Origin of the sequence: Sphingomonas sp. NPDC079357 (genome assembly GCF_044901155.1) — a bacterium.
In the GTDB taxonomy this organism is placed as follows: domain Bacteria; phylum Pseudomonadota; class Alphaproteobacteria; order Sphingomonadales; family Sphingomonadaceae; genus Sphingomonas.
Window position 1 is genome coordinate 1,640,258 of the sequence record NZ_JBJDOM010000001.1, and the last position, 17,619, is coordinate 1,657,876.

Consider the following 17,619-nt stretch of genomic DNA (forward strand, 5'->3'; position numbering starts at 1 on the left):
GAAGCCTCCGCATGTTGCGCCTTGCCGTCGCCCCCACCCTGCTAACGATGCTCGCCATTCCCGCGGCGGCGCAGACGCGGCACAATACCGCCGCGCCGATCGACTTCGGTGCCGATCACATCGAGTTGCAGGATCGCGCCAACCGTGCGGTGTTGTCGGGCAGCGTCAAGGTGCGGCAGGCGGAGATGACGCTCACCGCGCAGCGTATGACGGTTGCCTATACAGGGCAGGTGATCGACGGTAGTCCCCAGGTGTCGCGGCTTGATGCCAGCGGCGGCGTGACGGTCGTGCGCCCCGACCAGACCGCGCGCAGTCAGTTCGGCGTCTATGATCTCAATCGCCGGGTCATCACGATGCTGGGCTCGGTAAAGCTGACCCAGGGCGGCAACACCGTCAACGGCGGACGATTGACGATCAATCTCGACTCCGGTCGTGCCGTGATCGACGGCTCTTCGGTGGCGGGCGGCGGGACGGCGGGTGCGGGTGGCGTGACGCAGGCGCCGAGCGGGCGCGTCACCGGCACCTTCTCGGTGCCCAAGCGCAACTGACCGCCGGCGCGCGCACATCGGGGGTTCACGCCCGCGTTCGCTTCCTGCAAGACTTAGGATGGCGGGGCGTTGACGAACCAGTAACCCTGTTCTGAGAGAGCGACAGACGATGGACGGCACCACGACAGCGCTTGATCGCGAAGGACTCGACCGGGTCGAGCCGATCCATGAGGCCGAGTTGGGCCGTGGCCTTCAGGTCGTGTCGATCGCCAAGAGCTATGACAAGCGCGTGGTGCTGACCGATGTGTCGGTGACGGTGGGGCGCGGCGAGGTCATCGGACTGCTCGGCCCCAACGGGGCAGGCAAGACGACTTGCTTCTATTCGGTGATGGGGCTGGTAAAACCCGACTCGGGCCGGATCATGCTTGACGGTGACGATATCACCGGACTGCCGATGTACCGCCGCGCGATCCTTGGGTTGGGCTATCTGCCGCAGGAGACGTCGATCTTCCGCGGCCTTACGATCGAGAAGAACATCTCGACCGTACTCGAGCTTTCCGAGCCCGACGCAGCGGCGCGGGCCGAGAAGCTGGAGAAGCTGCTCGGCGAATTTGGTCTGACACGGCTGCGGGACGCGCCGGCGATGGCGCTGTCGGGCGGCGAGCGCCGCCGCGCCGAGATCGCGCGGGCGCTTGCCGCCGATCCGTCGATCATGCTGCTCGACGAGCCTTTTGCGGGCATCGATCCGATTTCGATCGCCGACATCCGCGATCTCGTCTGCCAGCTCAAGGATCGCGGTATTGGGGTGCTGATCACCGATCACAATGTGCGCGAGACCCTCGACATCGTCGACCGGGCCTACATCATCTACGACGGCAAGGTATTGTTCACGGGCAGCCCGGAAGAACTGGTGCGCGACGAAAACGTCCGCCGGCTCTATCTGGGCGAGGATTTCGCGCTCTAGGCGATGCGGGTCGGGATGCGCGCCTTCTCCGACCCGTCGCCCCTGCGCAGGCAGGGGCCCATGTCTGCCGGTCGCGAGTACAACCTCGACACACAATTGGCGGCCTATGTGTCCGGTCGCCTATCGAAACTCGCCAGTCATAGGCCCCTGCCTGCGCAGGGGCGACGGATCGTAGCGGCATGAGCCTCGCCCCGCGCCTCGACCTGCGGCAATCGCAATCGCTGGTGATGACGCCGCAGCTTCAGCAGGCGATCAAGCTGCTGGCGCTGAGCAATCTCGAGATCGAGGGCGTGATCGCCGAGGAACTCGAGCGCAATCCGTTGCTGGAGTCGACACCCGGCGGCGACGAGGCGCCGGAGGCGGTGCCGGTCGAGACCTCGACGCGTGACGAGCCGGCCGGTGCGGACGAACTCGTCGTCGCGGGCGAGGCTGCCGGGGAAACGCTCGACGTCGACATCGCCGCCGAGCGTTTCGACGATTCGCCGTCTGACCATGCCGGGCTGTCATCGAGCGTCGCGCCCGTCAGCGGCTCGGGCGAGGCGCCCGACCTCGACACCTTCGCGGACACGAGCGAAAGTCTCGCCGATGTGCTGCTCGCGCAAGCCGGAGCGGCGTTCGGCGAAGCGGAGCTGTTCATCGCGCGCGCGCTGATCGACCAGATCGACGAGGCGGGTTATCTGCGCGCCGACGTTGCGGAGGTCGCGCAGCGGCTGGGCATCGCAGTCGCGCGCGTTGAACGCGTATTGACCATCATTCAGCGATTTGAGCCGACCGGGGTCGGCGCGCGTGACCTTGCCGAATGTCTCGCGATCCAGGCGCGCGAGGCCGATCGCTACGATCCCTGCATGGCGCGATTGCTCGATCATCTCGACCTGCTGGCACGTGGCGATCTGACGCGGCTGAAGAGGCTGTGCCAGGTCGATGACGAGGACATGGCGGACATGATCCGCGAACTGCGCGGCTACGATCCAAAGCCCGGTTGCCGCTTCGGTGGCGAGCCCCCCGCGCCGGTGATCCCCGATCTGTCGGTGACGCGCACCAAGGCCGGCTGGGCGATCGAGCTGAACGCCGCGACGCTGCCGCGCGTGCTGGTCAACAAGAGCTATTATAGCGAGCTGGCGGGCGGCAGGCAGGACAAGGCGGGCAAGGCGTGGCTGGCCGACAAGCTGGCCAGCGCCAACTGGCTGGTCAAGGCGCTCGACCAGCGACAGCGGACGATCGTGCGCGTCGCGACCGAAATCGTGAAGCAGCAAGAAGCGTTCTTCTTGCGCGGGGTCGCGCATCTCCGCCCGCTGACGCTGCGCCAGATCGCCGAAGCGATCGACCTGCACGAATCGACGGTCAGCCGCGTCACCAGCAACAAATATCTGAGCTGCGCGCGCGGTGTGTTCGAGCTGAAATATTTCTTCACTTCCGCGATCGCCGCCGCCGATGGCGGCGATGCGGTGTCGGCGGAGGCGGTAAAGAGCGCGATCCGCGCGCTGATCGCCGGCGAAGGCGACACGATCCTGTCCGACGATACGTTGGTCGAGCAACTCAACGCCAAAGGCTTCGACATCGCGCGCCGCACCGTCGCGAAATATCGCGAGGCGATGGGGATCGGCAGTTCGGTGCAGCGCCGCCGCGCGCGTACGCTGCAACGCGCCTGATTAGCCGACCGGCATCGTCTTGGCGGCGGGCTCGCACTCTGCCATCGCCTGTTCCTCGCCCTCATGCGGCGCGGCGGGCAGCTTGCCGCGCCGCCAGCCGCCGTGGCGATAAAAGCCGATCATCATCAGCATCGCGCCCGTAGACCCGGCCGGAAAGCTCCACCAGATCGCATTCGCCCCCCACGATGGTTCGAACCCGGCCGCCATCCCAAGCCGCAGCGGGAACATCGCCAGCGCCAGGATCACCAGCGGCCCGATCACCGCACCATTCGCGCGCACCGTCGCCGACAGGACCATCGACACTCCGAACAGCACGAAGCTCCACGCCGCGATCAGGTTGATCCGCACCGCAATGTCGACCGCGCCGCTATCCTGTCCAAGGAACAGCCACAGCACATGGCGGTCGAGCAGAGTGAGCAGCACGACCAGCCCGCCGGTTAGCGCCAGGTTGGTGACGATCCCGACGCGCGTGATCCGGTCGACCCGCGACCACGCCCCCGCGCCGATATTTTGCGCCGCCATCGCACTGACCGCCGCGCCGACCGCCATCGCCGGCATCTGAATATAGGTCCACAGCTGGTTCGCCGCGCCATAGGCCGCCGTCGTGGCGGTCCCGTGGCGGTTGACCAGCCCGATCATCGCCAGCGCCGAGGTCGAGACAACCAGCATCTGCAACCCCATCGGCACGCCCTTTGCAACGATCGTTCGCAGCAGCGCTGGGTCGGGGAGGACGTAACGCCACTCCGCACCGCGCAGCCGGATCGGCAGGTCGCGACGGTAGATGTAGACAAGCATCGCAATCAGCGAGACGGCATTGGCGATCAGCGTCGCAGCCGCCGATCCCTCGATTCCCAGCGCGGGGATCGGGCCGAAGCCACGGATCAACAACGGATTGAGCGCGACGTCGATCGCCGATCCCAGCGCCATGAACTTGAGCGGCGTGATCGAATCGCCTGTCCCGCGCAGCGCCATCGTCAGCAGCACGGCGACGAAGCCCGGCACCATCGCGACGAAGATGACGCGCAAATACGCAAGTGCGAGCGGGTAGACTTCGGCCGGGGTCGCCAAGACGCGCAGGATCGCGGGCGCGGCGAGCAGCCCGACGACGACGGTGGCAATCGACAACATCGTGAACAGCCCGACCGACGTGCCGAGCACGCGCCGTACCGCGTCGAGGTCGCGGCGGCCCATATTCTGCCCGATCAGGATCGTAGCGGCCATGCCGAAGCCGAACACCGCCGCGATCAGCAGGAACATGATGATATTGGCGTTGGTGGTCGCCGCCAGCGCGCGCTCGCCAAGAAATTGCCCGATCCAGATCGCGTTGATCGATCCGTTGAGCGATTGCAGGATGCTGGAGCCGAGCGTTGGCAGCGCGAACACCAGCAAGGTTCGGCCGATTGGACCGGTCGTCAAATCCTGTTGCGGTCCGCGTGCCATCTTCTGTCCCCTCGGGTGCCGCCTTAGCGTGCGGGTCGCGACGACGACAGGGGCAGGATCAGCGTCGCTCGCGATCGGCGGCGTCGCGGTCGCGCAAATCGGCACCGGCGTTCTCAAGCGCCGCGCCCGCGCGGTCACGTGTTCGTTCGCCATGGCGGCGGACTTCGTCCTCCAGCCGGTCGGACGCTTCGGAAATCCGATCCGCGGCGCGGTCAATCTGCTCGGCGGCGAGACCATCGACGCGGTTGGTGACGTGATCAGAAAGCCGGTCGGTGAGCGTATCGACGCTCTGGACGACATTGTCGGAGGCGCGCTCGATATCGGAGGCGATCGCGTTGCCGGTGCGCTCGGCATGGTCCTCGGCGCGCTCCGAGCAGGCGGCGAGCGCCAATGCGGCGAGCGGAACGAGCAGGGCGAGCGGCTTCATCGTCTTTCTCCGTAGCTTGGCGTGGTCAATCGCCGAACGCGCGGCTTTGTTGCGTCAGCCGCCGCGCAGCGCACGGCCGATCTGCGCGAAAAAGGCGTGGCTGCTCGCGCTGCGCTCGACATCCCACTCCGGATGCCATTGCACCGCCAGCACCTCTGCGCCGTTCGGACGCGCGGCGATCGCTTCGATCACGCCATCGTCGCTCGACCACGCCTCGACCGTCAGGCCGGCGCCGAGCCGCTCGATCGCCTGTTCGTGCACCGAGTGGACCGACAGCCGCTGTTCGCCGGTCAGCGCGGCCAGCGCCCCGTTGGCGGCGAGGTCCACCTCATGGCGATGGTCGAAAAGCGCGGCATAATCCGACTGGTCCCAGCCGCCGCGCAAATGCCGGCCGCAGCAGCGCTCGGTCGAGAGCGTGCCGCCGAACAGCACGTTGATCTCCTGCATGCCGCGGCAGATGCCAAACACCGGCTTGCCCGCCGAGATCATCGCCTCGGCCATGGTCAGCGCCACGTCGTCGCGCTCGCGATCGAGCACACCCCCGGCGTCGTCATCCGCCGCCCCATAGCGGGTCGGGGCGACGTTCGAGCGCGATCCGGTCAGTAAGATGCCGTCGAGATAGTGGGTTAGCGACTCGACATCACATAGTTCGGCGATCGCCGGGACCAGCACGACGCACGCCTGCGACACGCGCGCCAGCGGCGCGACGAAGCGGCTTGCCACCACCTGCACCGGGCGTTGCACCAGTTCGTTGCAACACAGCACGCCGATGACGGGCTTGCGCGCCTCAGCCATCGTGCGCGCGCCAGTCGCTCGCATTGTCATGCGCTTGCGCCTCGGGCTGCACGACCACCTGCCCGGCGGGCACGTCCTCCAGCAACCAGACGTTACCACCGATCATCGCGCCCGCCCCGATCATCACGCGCCCGAGGATCGTCGTTCCGGCGTAGATCACCACATCGTCCCCTACGATCGGGTGACGTGCGTAACGCGTGCGGGGCCGATCGGGATCATCGCCGCGCGGCGTTCGGGCGCCCAAAGTGACGTGCTGGTACAACCGGACACGCGCACCGATGATCGCGGTTTCACCGATGACGACCCCAGTGCCGTGATCGATGAAGAACGACGGCCCGATCGTCGCGCCGGGGTGGATGTCGATCCCGGTCCGCTCGTTCGCCAGTTCGGAGATCAGCCGCGCGACGATCGGCGCGCCGAGTTCATAGAGCAGGTGCGCAAGCCGGTAATGCAGGCTGGCGATCGCGCCGGGATAGCAGACGAGGATCTCGTCGGCGCTGCGCGCGGCGGGGTCGCCGAGGAATGCCGCCTCGACATCGGTATCGATCACCCGCCGGATCTCGCCCAGCCCCGCCACGAACAGCCGCACGATCGTTGCCGGCTGTTCACGGTCGAAGGTGCCGCTGCTCGCCTCCGCCTGCCAATAGCCCAGCTCGGCGGCAACCTCGCGCTCCAGCTCGGTCGCGGCGGCGAGCAGCTTGGCGGCGACGAACCCGTCTTCCTCAGCCGGCGCGCCGCGGAACTGACCCAGTCGCCGCGGATAGAGCGCCGCGGACAACAGCTCGACCACCCGCTCCAGCGCGCCGCGCGACGGGAAGCTGGTGGTGTCGCGCCCGTCGTCATGCCGCGCGCGCCACGCCCCGCGCGCCGCGCGCAAATCGGCGACCGCCTCTGCCACCGGGACTGAACTGCGTTGATCGGTCATGCGCACTCCTTATCGGGCGCGCATCATATCCCAGCATTTCTCTGGGTGTTGAAAGAAGCAGGCCGGGTGTGCCCAAGCTGGACTGCTCAGGGTTCGTCAAACGGGCCGATCACCGTGCCGACGAACCCGCCCGCGCGCGCGGTGCTGATAAAGCGTGCGTCGACACTTTCGCGCAATGTCTTGCGCTGCCCGCCGACGGTATAGTCGAGCGCCATCGTCCCGCCATCGGCACGCAGCGTGAGCGTTACCGGCTTCGCGGAATCAACGGGAGCGCTGGCGACGAGCGTGTCGGTATCCGCACCCGCGCGGGTCCACAGCGCGATCATCGTCTTGCCCTGCACGCGCGTCACGCCGAACAGCAGCAGCGAGCGGTCGTTCTGCACCGCCGCCAGTCCCGCGCGCGCGCCATCCTTGCCGGGTTGATAGCGCATCGTCACCGAGACGGTCGCGACATGATGCTGCTGCCGCCGCCCGACGAACGACGGCACGCCGTTCAGGTCGCCGAAGCGCGCGCCGGGTCGAAGCTCGACCGCGCCGTTCGCGACGCGGTAGAACGGCTGCCTGGGCGTACGGAGACCGATCCACTGCATCGCCAGCCGGTTGCCGGCGAAGTTGTCGACATAGCCGAAGTCGCCACTGGTCGGCAGCGCGGGCTTCGCGCCGGTGGGCAACTTCGGACGCAATGCGGTGAAGGGGATCGGCACACCACGTTCGAGGATGTGCGGCCAACCGTCCTTCCACGTCACCGGCGACAGGAACGTCTCTCGGCCGATATTGTAGAGTCCGTCGGCATAGGGGCGGGTCGCGAGGAAGGTCGCCCACCAGTCGCCGTTCTGCGTCTGGACGAATTTAGCGTGCCCCGCCGAGGTGATCGGATGCGGACGACCGGGCGGCAGATCGCGCTGCGTCAGGATCGGATTGCCCGCATAAGGCGCGAACGGCCCGCGCAGGCTGCGTGAGCGGAACACGACCTGCGAGTGGTTGTCGCTCGTCCCGCCCTCGGCGGCACTGAGATAATACCAGCCATCCTTGCGAAGCAGGTGCGGCCCCTCGATCCATACCGGCTTCTTGGACAGATCGACGCCACCGTTGACGAGCATCGTGCTCTCGCCGACCATCTTGCCGGCACGCCAGTCATATTCCTGCACCCAGATCGCACGATGCCCATCGTAGCGCGGCGGCTCGGCGGGGGCACGATTGTTGACGATATAGGCGCGGTCGCCTTCCCAGTAGATCGACGGGTCGATCCCCTCGAACGGCAGCCAGATCGGCTGCGACCACGGCCCCGCCGGATTCCTGGCGGTAATGACGAAATTGCCGCCACATTCGACGCAGGTATTGGCGATGTAAAACGTACCGTCGTGGAAGGAGATGTCGGGCGCGAACACCGCCTCCGAGACACGCCGCCCGCTGAAGTCGAGCTGCCCGGGCCGGTCGATCGCGTTGCCGATCTGGATCCAGTTCACCAGATCCTTTGATCGGAAGATCGGCAGCCCGGGAAAGTGCGCGAACGACGAATTGACGAGGTAATAATCGTCACCAACCCGCGTCACCGACGGATCTGGATAATAGCCGGACAGTATCGGGTTCTGATACTCGCCCGCCTTGGCGGTGACCTGCTCCTGCGCCTTGCCGTCGTAGCGAAAACGCTCGAAGCGGGCGACCTGCGCGCCTGCGGTCCCGACTAACGCCACAAGCCCGAGCGCGACGCCGCACAGCAGCACCTTATTGTGACGAATGATGCCCACGATCCTCTCCCGCGATTTCACGGCAGATTAAACGTTAGCGCTATCATCGCAAGCACGATCAGCGACTTACGCGATCAGGGCCAACGCTGTGAGGGGAGGAAGTGTCAGATCTCACAATACGTCGCTCAGCGAGACTTTGTAATTGCTCGTCTTTTTCAAACAGAGCGGAAAGAGACATTTCAGTTCATCCGCTCCGAAAGCGATATCCTTGCAGAGTGCCCGCTCAGCTTTTCGAGATAACCGAGACACCCATCTCGGCGGAGAGGCGCGCGAAGATCATGGTCTTCGCGCGCCGTCATGGCTGTCATCTTTTAGCAGGTTAGGCCGCCTCGGGAAACGGGTTCCGAGAGGCCCTGAAATATTCCTTGTGATTTGTGCGGGCCGCCGTTGACGCCAACAATCCCTGGCAGATCCGATCAAAGATGTCCTCGCGACAATCCTCTTCAGGTACAATGTCGCCTCTACGAAGCAATTCCTGCAGCGCCGTTAAATCCATTATCTCTGTCTTACGATAGTGGATGTATGATCGACGGTTTATGAAGCGGTGATCGCCAACGTCCAGCAGGCAGGCGCGGTCCTTCGTGCTTGGTTCCAGTGAACACATCGATACGACCAGGATTGTGCCAAAGGCTTGCTCGTCAGTGCAGATGAAATGAAGATGCATGCGGTCCGGATCATACGATGGCCCGGATTTGCGTAGAAACGCGCCCCGACTCTTGAAGCCGACGCCGATCATCGGACTGTCTCCACGAGCTGCTTCAAGCTGCCCCTGTGCTCGAGATCTTCTGCGCGTTGACGCGCGTCGGGGACGCCTACGGCCGCAAGCATGTCGGCCAGGCTGATCGGTTTGCGCCCGCCATTCGGGTTGGACCATTCGGGCACGTTTTCGGGCTTGTGGGTCCACGCGCAAAGCACGTGCTCGTCCATCCAGCCGAACTGGCGCCAGACGGCGTCGAGGCATTCGACGTCGTCCTCGCTCAGCTCGCCGAGGGAGCCGAACGTGATGTTGCCGCGCACGGCGATGTCGTGGCTCTGGTCCCGCGCGTGGAGGTAGCGGCTCCATTCGGCTGGCTGATCCTCCTGCCCGCTGGCGAGCTGGTAGGTCATGTGGTTCACCGGGCCACGCTTCATCGAGTAGCGCGGCTCGTCCAGCATGGGTTCGCCGAAGCGTCGGATGCTCTCCCGATCCGCGAGGTAGACCAGCTTCATGGCCTTGAGGATGTTCAGCGCTCTGTCCTTCGCCCTGAGGGCGAAGTAGGCGAGGACCTGAGCGGCCCTTTCCACCTCGTAATCGTATTTCGGCATTGCCTGACCCCGCATGATGATGAGAGTCTGACGGCTATTGCCAAAACCTAAACGGATGGTGAGCGCGAAGCCGGTGCGAGCGCTGCCGTTCATGTCATTCTCTCCATCACAAGATTGTTCGGTCGTTCAGTCCTCGAGAGGATCGCTGGCCGAGGCCACTCCTCGGACTGCTTCTTCAAAGGTCAGCTCTTCGGCCTGCCGTCGCTGCCAAAGGCCAGGTGCGATCTGCGGGACGTTGTGCGCCTTCAGCCTACCCGCCACGTGCGCGATGCTACACCCGCTGCGACGTGAGAGGTCGGATGTCGTCACTCCGATCGCGGCACGTTCCAGAATGTCGGTGACGAGATATTGCCGCTTCGTGGTGCTGCCCTGGCTTTCAAGTCCCATGAGCAACTCGCTCGCACTGCGATTCCCATTGAGGCAATGAAGTGCGTCCACTCCGCTCCACCGGTCGGCTCTGACGATTCTCGCCTTGGGAACCGGATCGTGTGGCAACGCGGTCAGGTCCGAAACGGCATCCCGGTGAACCCTGATGCGGCCAATGACCCCCGTGCGCGTAGTGCTGTCGGTGAGTCCGAAGCGCATCTCGCCGGCGAGCAGCATGCCGAGGGCGGACGCGAAGGGCTTGGGCCGTCCGGATACGTGGCGGATAGCTTCCAGAAAGGGCATACCGTCGTTGACGTCGCCACCGGCGGCTTCGATCGTCTGGCTCAGTGCGTTGGCGGCGCTTAGGTGAGCCTCCATCTGCTTGATGCCGCCGCCGGGAGCCGCAGGTGTGAGCAACTCCGCCTCGATGAGCTGCTCGGCACCGTAGAGCGGAAGACCAAGGAACCTCGCCGCCGCGAGGCGAGAGCCGAGCACGCGCATTCGGGGCGTGAGCGCGACGACCTCGGCGGGATCGAAGGCGCGGACGCGGGACGAGCCGAGCACCCATAGGTGCTGCGTGAACCTGCCGTCGTCCCAAGCCTGCTTCAGCGCCTGCTCGTCGATCCCGCCCAGGCGCGCGGCGGCCATGGCGCTGATGAACTGCGTGCTGATGCGTCCCTTGGATCCAGACGGCACGTAGCCCGGCTGGGTCGCCTTCGGCGCGAATGCGGGCGTTCCCGACCGAGCCTCGGAAGCCGCGGGCTGGCCGGCGCCGTCGAGGATGGCGTAGGTCCGGCGGACCCAGTCCCAGACGTTCGTCGGGCAGTCAGCCGAACGCTCGATGCTGGAGAAGCCCGCCGGCCACCGGATGAGCGCCTCGCAGGCGCGGGCGAGCAAGGCGGTGCGCGCAGTCGAATTCGCGACATCGGCCTCGACACCGATCACCTTCGCGAGGTTCATGATCAGATCGTAGATGAGCGTCCGGCTGGCACCGCGGATCGCGTGGGGCAGCATGTCGTGCCCGGCGCGCTGCGCGCAGGGGTCCGGATCAACCAGTCGGGAGATGAGGGTGAGTGAGGGCTTTAGCCCATCCGGGACCGGCACCGCCTCGATCTTGCCGAGGCTGCCTCCGCACGAGTGGCAGCGGCTGGTGCCATTGGTGGTGACCCAGTTCTGGCGAACCCCCGCCGGTTCGCAAGGACATGTGTCCTGCAGCATGTCCCAGCCCACCGTGGAGAACGGCAGATCCCGCAGTTCGTGGGTGGCGGGATGATGGAGGACGCCCGAGGCGATCGCGGCCGGGGAGAAGCGGCGAACCCGATCCTCTATCCGCCCCTTCATAACCTGAATTCCGTAGAAGTCGCGATGACCACGCCCGATCGCCGGATAGCGCCGCGCCGTGACTTCGGTTTCGGGAATGCGAAGAGCGGTGGCGAGCCCGACGACATCGAGATCCGGGCTCTCGGACACGAGGACGCGGTTCCGGTTCGGCATGCCGAAGTGGCGGAGCATGCCGAAGGTGTGAGGGATGCGGTTGTCGAAGCAGGCGTCGAAGACGAGTCCCCGGAGCGATGCTCCGAGGACGAGATTGGCTTCGCGGCGAACCTTTCGGACCATCAGCCGTGCCTCAGCGGATTGTGGGAGATGAAGCGGTGCCCGACGTTCCACATGTCGACGGCAATCCTGAGATCGTCGTGCGTGACGTGATCGCGTCCTTCGCGAACCGCGTGGCGGACGGCAGTCCGAATCGTCCCCATCAGCTGTCCGATGACGCCGTTGGTCGCGTCGATGAGCGGTCGCTCCAGGGCGGGATCGTCCAGGCCGATCTTCCGGGCGAGGATGCCGTCGGCCACGAGGCGGGTGTCGAGCGTGGCGAGCAGCCCCTGCCAGATCTCCCGCTCATAGCCGTCGTGCCAGCGAAGACCATTGAGGTTGCACGGGGCAGTGAGGCGCCCGCTGAGTTCGAGATCCTTGCCGAAGATCGGCACGGCGGCCTCGGTGCCGAGGAGAGCGACGGGCACGACTCCGCCGTCCAGCAGCAGCTTGACCGACGAGGTGACCTCACCACCGAACCCCGAGCGCCTTCCGCCGTGATGGCTCTCGTCGATGATGACGAGCTCGGTCTCGGCTTCCTCCAATGCCTCGAGGGTCCGACGGCGCAGACTGTGCTCGGTTCCGTTCAGCGCGAACCCGTCGCCGAGACCCGCGAGCATCTCCACGTAGAGGCTGCGCGCCGTACCCGAGTTGTCGAGCCGGATGTGGAGGATCGAAACCTGCCCGTCTTCATCGTCGGCGTTGATGCGCTTCGCATACTCTTCGGCCGTCGTGGTCTTGCCGGCACCCGTGACCTCGAAGAGGGTCATGCCCAGCATGGGCATTCCCTTCATCTCGAGACCGGTGAGCCGGATCTCGTCAAACTCGGCATGGATGCCGAGCTGACGCGGTTCCGGCACGCGCAGGCGGCGCACACCGGCGACGGCGAAGCCGACCCTGGCCGAGCGCTCCGCGAGCGATCCGGGGCGCGGAGCGCCGGCGTCGCGACGGTCGCGAGCCTTCGGCTCTTTGCGGCCAGAACGCCGCGGTGCCTGGTCCGTGGCGGAGACGCGCTGCGCCTCCGGCTTGTTGGCGATGTTACTGTCCGTCATACGTGATCCCCCATTTTGGGCGGTTGGTGAAAGCCGGCGAGAAGCCGGCGCGGGTATCGGCCGTGACCGATTTCGTTGGCGATCCCGCATCCCGGGGATCGCGATCCTTCTGCTTCTTGCTGCGCTGGCGACGGGGCTTGGCGGCGGCCGCCGCCCGCTCGGCCGCCGCCGCGGCGCTGTTGCGCTCATCCGCGCGAGGCGTCTTCACGGTCGCGTCGTCGCGGAAGGGCGCCGCCATTCCGACCTTCAGCTGGGTGTCGGGCGCGTCAGCCGCGCGCGGTGCCACGAGCGTCGAAACGTCCTCGTCGACGACCTCGACGATCTCGCCCATCACCCGCTTGAAGAGCGGCGAATCCTTGAGCTTGGCGAGCGTGGCGCGGTCGTGCTCGGCCGCCTCGGGCGTGATGTTCCGGATAGCGTCGAATAGGTTGGCGCGGATCTCGATGAGGCGGTCGCCATCGGTATCCTCCGTCTCCTCGTTGTAGTCCCGCATGTCGAGCTTCGCGATGTCGGCGATGCGCTTGTGCGCCCAGAGCGGGAGGCCGTCGGCGTAGTCCTGCCGCACGGCAGGCAGGGTGACGTAGCGCTTGGTCCGCTCGTTCCAGACGTGGACCCGACCCATGTCGCGGCGCGAGTACTTGACCTTCACCGGCAGCGTGGAGACTTTGTTCTTGGCCTCCGAGGCGGGCTGCAGCGACACGATGTCGTCGATGAGTTCGCGCGTCAGCCTGGCGTCGGAGTAGCGCAGGCCCGTGACCACGATCCCGCTGGGCCGCAGCTTCCCATCGAAGTCGACGTCGCCGATCGACCTGCGGAACTCGTCGAGGTCGTCGATGACGCTGATGCCGTGACGGGCGGTCTGCTGCTTGAACACCAACGCCGGCGAGCGGCCGTCGAGCCCCTTGTGCGGCTTGAGGTGGTAGACGCAGATGGCGCGGAGCAGCAGTTCGCGAGCCTTGCGGATCGGCACCATCACCATCGTCGTGTGATCGAACCCGAACTCCCGCGCGCGCGGGATGTCGTAGGTCGCGGAGGGCAGGTCCTTGAACGCCATCCCGAGGATGGTACCGATGGCGCGCTCCATCTCCGCCTTGTCGCGGGGCATGTGCGCGCCGGAGAAGTGGACGTCGGTGCCCGCGTCCATCATCGCGTCCTCGAAGTGGCGCGAGTGGTGTCCGGAGAGGTTGTCGAGCAGCACCGCCGCGAGCCTGCAGCAGATCCATTTCAGCTCGGGATGGATGTCGTCGATGTCCTTTGGGATGGCCTTGGGCGTGTTGGCGTGCGCGTAGGTTTCGAGCGCGGTGGCGCTCGACGGTTCGTCCCAGCACAGGTCCCACCCGATGATGCACTTGCTGACGCTCTCCATCATCGCGGTGAAGGTCGCCTGCCCGAGCGGGATGCGGAGCTCGTCGTCGACGAGGAAGATGGCGGGCACCTTGGTGTCGTCCATCTGCCCGAACGCGCCGATGCGGGTGTGGCGGTCCGTGACACCGCCGCCGCCGTAGCGCTGATAGACGGCCTGAGGGCCATGCTCGGCCTTGAGCGCGGCCGAGGACTGGAGGTCGCGGCCCATCCGCCAGAAGGTCGTGTAGCTGACGGCCTTGTAGGGGACCGGCGGCTGCGGGTATTCCGCGCCTTCGCGGCCGGTGGGCTGCCCGCGGTTGATTCGACCAATGTCGGCCCTGTAGCTGGTCCAGGCCTTGTAGGCCTTGGCCTTCGCATTCGGATTGGCCGCCGACTTCCGTCCGACGCTGATCGCGAGATGGTGCGACAGGATCTCGATGGGGTGCCTCACGCGGCGCCCGCGCCGCTTGCCGGTCATGGCGACACCGTCACGCGCTCGCCGGTCGCCGTGGAATCCGCGCTTGTGGATCCAGGACCGCAGCGTCGAGCCGGCGTAGACGCGGGCGCCCGGCATCGCCGCGATCGTCGGGTCGGTGAGCAGCTGCTCGTTGAACACGCGCAATCCGCGATCGGAGAGGCCGCAGGGGTTCTTGTCGTAGGCGCGGCTGAACATGGTGCGGAACTCGGACGTGGGGTCCTCCGCGCGTGCGGCCTCGGCGCTGAGTTCGCGCTTGCGCGCCGCCTTGCGCGGTCCGTCCTCGAGATCGCGGGCGCGCTTGACCATCGTGCCGGCGGCCATCAGACGGGCGATCTCGTTGGCGTTCGGCTTGCTCGGGAAGCCGGTCTCCTCGTTGGTGACCTCGAACTCCACCTTGCCGCCCATGACGCGGAAGGTGACGAGGCCGTCGGGGTCGATGCGCTCGAACACGTGGTCGACGTGGTCGATGGCGACGATGTCGCCGGGTTCGAGCTTCAGGGGCAGTTCCTTCATGTCGTGTCTCCTGGACGCAGGAGTCCGCGCCCGCGGACACGCGTCCACGACCGGGAACCCCGAGGGTTGCTTGTCTTCGGTCAGCGGGAGCGTGGCGGCCTTCGCCGCCTCAGCTCTGTCGGCGGGCGGGGTGCGGCCAGGCAGATGACGAGGATCGCCATCGTCAGAGCCGGATCTGGTCGTTGTGCGGCACCGGCGGGAGCGGGATCAGGACCGTGCCGCAGGTGATGCGCTGATCGAGTTCGACGCCGACCCGACCGAGCGCGATGGCGTTCTCAATGACGGCGTTGCCGCGGCGCTGGTCGCTGGGAGCGACGAGGTGCCGAAGCGTCGACCAGACGGTGGTGGTGCCGCGCATCACGAACGCGTTGATGACATCCTGTTCCTGGCGATCGAGCAGCAGGTACCGATTGGCATAGATCCCCTCGACGTTGCGCATGCGCCAGCGAGGACCGGCGATGTCCGCGTGGTAGAGGATGCGGAACATCCAACCGCCGCGCCTCGCGATCTCCGCGACGATCCCGAGCTTCCGCCGGTAGGCGGGATCGTCGAGGTCGGCGGGTGTCCGCTTAACCTCGATGAGCTCGATGCTGCCGTCCCGCATCAGACGGATGTGATCGGGGTAGTAGTCGAACCACTCGCCCCCCGCCTGTCCACGGATGAGGAACGGATGGGCCTGATAGTCCAGGACGTCGGGATTGACCTCGTTCCACATCGCGAAGTCGCGGTGCCCCCTGCCTTCGACCACCTGCTGATGACCGGTCTTGCGCGACGCCATTCGGGAACGGAGGTGCCGCTGGCCACGATTGATGACGGGTCGCGCGTGACCGCCGTGCTCCAGCACGACGATCTGCGCCATGCGGCTGGCCTCCTCCAGACCCTCCCAGCGAACCGGACGGCGGCGGATGAGCGACCGGGAACCCGACTCGCTCGGGTTGCGGTAGTTGGGGATGCGCGTGTCCGCATGCCGCGGCGGAGTGCGGATGTCGCGCCTGCCGGCGTTGGCGGTTTTGCCGGTGACTTTCGTCTTCATCTCACGACCTTCCGCCATCGTCCGCTTCCCCACGAAGTGGACCCGGACGCACGGACGACAACCACGGCCTCTTGCGCGGAGGCCGGCGCCAGCTGGCCATTCGGCGCTGAGCACCATCATCGTGGCTGTCAGCGAAGGTGTCATCGCGCATCACATTGCCCCTTTCAAATAGACTTTGGAAACGGCAATGTCGGAGCGGCGATCGGGTTGCGCAATCCCTATTTGAATTTTTTAAAGTTAATTTGGTCAGACGCTCTAATCTGCTACCCTTGCTCCTGATGGAACGGAACTTGCTGGATCCCGCAGATGCTGCCGCGAGCGGGGCGAACGAAGCTGGAAGAGGCTTGCCCAATGGCCCCAGCGAGCGAAGCCTCGAGCGCGTGTTCGGCCATCCAGTGCCCGAAGAGGAGCTCGAGATCTGGGCATCGATGCCGCCGTCGAAACGGGACAAGGCATTGCAGCGGATGGTGGCGCTCGACCGGCATCTCGGCTCGTTCGGCGGCCTGACGGCGAAACAGTCCGCGGCCGACGCTGGGCTGAAGCTCAATCGCTTCTATCAGATGCTGCGCGCATGGAGCGAACGCCGTTCCTTGGCCAGCGTGGGCACCTTCGCTTCGACGACGAAGACGCGCGAACGGATCGCGCCGGAGATCGCGCAGACCATTCAAGCCGCCGTCGTGCGGATCGTGGAGGCCGATCCGGATGCATCGGTGGCCGCCCTGGTGCGCGACCTCACTAAAGCGATTGACATCAAGAGATCGCCGAACACGCTCAGGCCATTCGTCGAGCGCGAGTTGCGTCGCCGCCTGCAGCGGCGACTCGCCGGCGAGGAGGTCCGATTCGATTGTGTCGCCACTTCGCTTATGCGGCCGGATGGCGCGAACCACGTCGTCTTCCTCGTTCTCGATGGCGGCACCGGGTTGATCCTGGGTCAATCCATTGGCCATCTATCGAACAGCGTCGCGGGCTATGCGTCGGCCGCCTGCGATGCTTTGGGGCGGATCCCTGCCATGATGCCTCCCAGGGAGGTATGGGCTGACCGGACCGAGCGGTCGCAGCTGGTTCCAGGGACCGATGCCGTCGCCGTTGCTGACTTGGTCGCTCGCGCGCGGGGCGCGGTCGGCGGCGTTGCGCCGCAGATCTTGGCGCCTGGCAGCTACGGTCGCTATGCGCGTGCGGCGATTGGATTGAAGGTCGGTCCAATACGGCTGCTACCATCCCGTACGGGCATTGCCGCCACCGACAAGGCACCCCCGGCAGTTGATCCGCTGGAGACCGCTGACGCCCGCGCGCGATTCGGAATCGCGGTTTCCGCGCACAACAAGGAGGTTCTGATGATGCTGGACGTGAAGGGCGGCAACGAGCCCCCGGAGCAGCTCGTGCGGCTTCTGAGTTTGTTGGCGATGGCGTGAACGCCGTCTGTGCCGTACAATTAGCCTCACTTCCCTTGGTTCGGGCAGGTGTTGCCCGTCGGATGGGGGCTAATTGTAGGCGCTTGC

General features: G+C 66.1%; 15 protein-coding genes. 4 read left to right on the forward strand and 11 right to left on the reverse strand.

What is annotated here, in order from left to right:
- The first annotated feature begins 11 nt into the window (after window positions 1–11).
- From ACI2JO_RS07715 to rpoN, 3 genes are all read left to right on the forward strand, one after another.
- Window positions 12–548 (forward strand): LptA/OstA family protein, encoded by a 537-nt coding sequence (locus ACI2JO_RS07715; RefSeq protein ID WP_404720095.1) that lies wholly within the window; start codon window positions 12–14, stop codon window positions 546–548.
- Window positions 549–657: 109 nt separating this feature from the next.
- The gene (gene lptB, locus ACI2JO_RS07720) at window positions 658–1,452 is read left to right on the forward strand and encodes an LPS export ABC transporter ATP-binding protein (protein WP_404720096.1); all 795 of its coding nucleotides are present in this window, start codon (window positions 658–660) and stop codon (window positions 1,450–1,452) included.
- Between the two features lie 179 nt (window positions 1,453–1,631).
- On the forward strand, window positions 1,632–3,101 hold the full coding sequence (gene rpoN / locus ACI2JO_RS07725) for an RNA polymerase factor sigma-54 (RefSeq protein WP_404720097.1): 1,470 nt from the start codon (window positions 1,632–1,634) through the stop codon (window positions 3,099–3,101).
- Here rpoN and ACI2JO_RS07730 read toward each other — a convergent pair whose 3' ends face one another.
- From ACI2JO_RS07730 to ACI2JO_RS07780, 11 genes are all read right to left on the reverse strand, one after another.
- The gene (locus ACI2JO_RS07730; RefSeq protein ID WP_404720098.1) at window positions 3,102–4,541 is read right to left on the reverse strand and encodes an MATE family efflux transporter; all 1,440 of its coding nucleotides are present in this window, start codon (window positions 4,539–4,541) and stop codon (window positions 3,102–3,104) included. It lies immediately after the preceding gene.
- A gap of 58 nt (window positions 4,542–4,599) precedes the next feature.
- Window positions 4,600–4,968 carry a hypothetical protein gene (locus ACI2JO_RS07735; protein WP_404720099.1) on the reverse strand — a complete coding sequence of 123 codons (369 nt, stop codon included), beginning with the start codon at window positions 4,966–4,968 and terminating at the stop codon, window positions 4,600–4,602.
- Between the two features lie 54 nt (window positions 4,969–5,022).
- Window positions 5,023–5,763 carry a gamma-glutamyl-gamma-aminobutyrate hydrolase family protein gene (locus ACI2JO_RS07740; protein WP_404720100.1) on the reverse strand — a complete coding sequence of 247 codons (741 nt, stop codon included), beginning with the start codon at window positions 5,761–5,763 and terminating at the stop codon, window positions 5,023–5,025.
- Complete coding sequence (gene epsC / locus ACI2JO_RS07745) at window positions 5,756–6,688, reverse strand: serine O-acetyltransferase EpsC (protein WP_404720101.1); 933 nt, start codon at window positions 6,686–6,688, stop codon at window positions 5,756–5,758. The genes ACI2JO_RS07740 and epsC overlap by 8 nt, the downstream gene beginning before the upstream one ends.
- An 86-nt stretch (window positions 6,689–6,774) precedes the next feature.
- A complete protein-coding gene (locus ACI2JO_RS07750; protein ID WP_404720354.1) occupies window positions 6,775–8,427 on the reverse strand; it encodes a glycoside hydrolase family 43 protein in 1,653 nt (550 codons plus the stop codon).
- A 328-nt stretch (window positions 8,428–8,755) separates the two neighbouring features.
- Window positions 8,756–9,172: a hypothetical protein gene (locus tag ACI2JO_RS07755; RefSeq protein ID WP_404720102.1), complete on the reverse strand. Its 417-nt coding sequence runs from the start codon at window positions 9,170–9,172 to the stop codon at window positions 8,756–8,758.
- Window positions 9,169–9,834, reverse strand: coding sequence for a Panacea domain-containing protein (locus tag ACI2JO_RS07760; protein WP_404720103.1), 666 nt, complete (start codon window positions 9,832–9,834; stop codon window positions 9,169–9,171). The genes ACI2JO_RS07755 and ACI2JO_RS07760 overlap by 4 nt, the downstream gene beginning before the upstream one ends.
- Window positions 9,835–9,867: 33 nt before the next feature.
- Window positions 9,868–11,724, reverse strand: a complete 1,857-nt coding sequence (locus ACI2JO_RS07765) for a hypothetical protein (protein ID WP_404720104.1) — start codon at window positions 11,722–11,724, stop codon at window positions 9,868–9,870.
- Window positions 11,724–12,752, reverse strand: coding sequence for a TniB family NTP-binding protein (locus ACI2JO_RS07770; protein WP_404720105.1), 1,029 nt, complete (start codon window positions 12,750–12,752; stop codon window positions 11,724–11,726). Before ACI2JO_RS07770 ends, ACI2JO_RS07765 begins: the two co-directional genes overlap by 1 nt.
- A complete protein-coding gene (locus ACI2JO_RS07775) occupies window positions 12,739–15,087 on the reverse strand; it encodes a hypothetical protein (protein ID WP_404720106.1) in 2,349 nt (782 codons plus the stop codon). Before ACI2JO_RS07775 ends, ACI2JO_RS07770 begins: the two co-directional genes overlap by 14 nt.
- Before the next feature lie 163 nt (window positions 15,088–15,250).
- Window positions 15,251–16,138: a hypothetical protein gene (locus ACI2JO_RS07780; RefSeq protein WP_404720107.1), complete on the reverse strand. Its 888-nt coding sequence runs from the start codon at window positions 16,136–16,138 to the stop codon at window positions 15,251–15,253.
- A gap of 272 nt (window positions 16,139–16,410) precedes the next feature.
- On the opposite strand from ACI2JO_RS07780, the gene ACI2JO_RS07785 reads away from it, so the two are divergent.
- The gene (locus ACI2JO_RS07785) at window positions 16,411–17,532 is read left to right on the forward strand and encodes a hypothetical protein (protein WP_404720108.1); all 1,122 of its coding nucleotides are present in this window, start codon (window positions 16,411–16,413) and stop codon (window positions 17,530–17,532) included.
- Window positions 17,533–17,619: the final 87 nt, after the last annotated feature.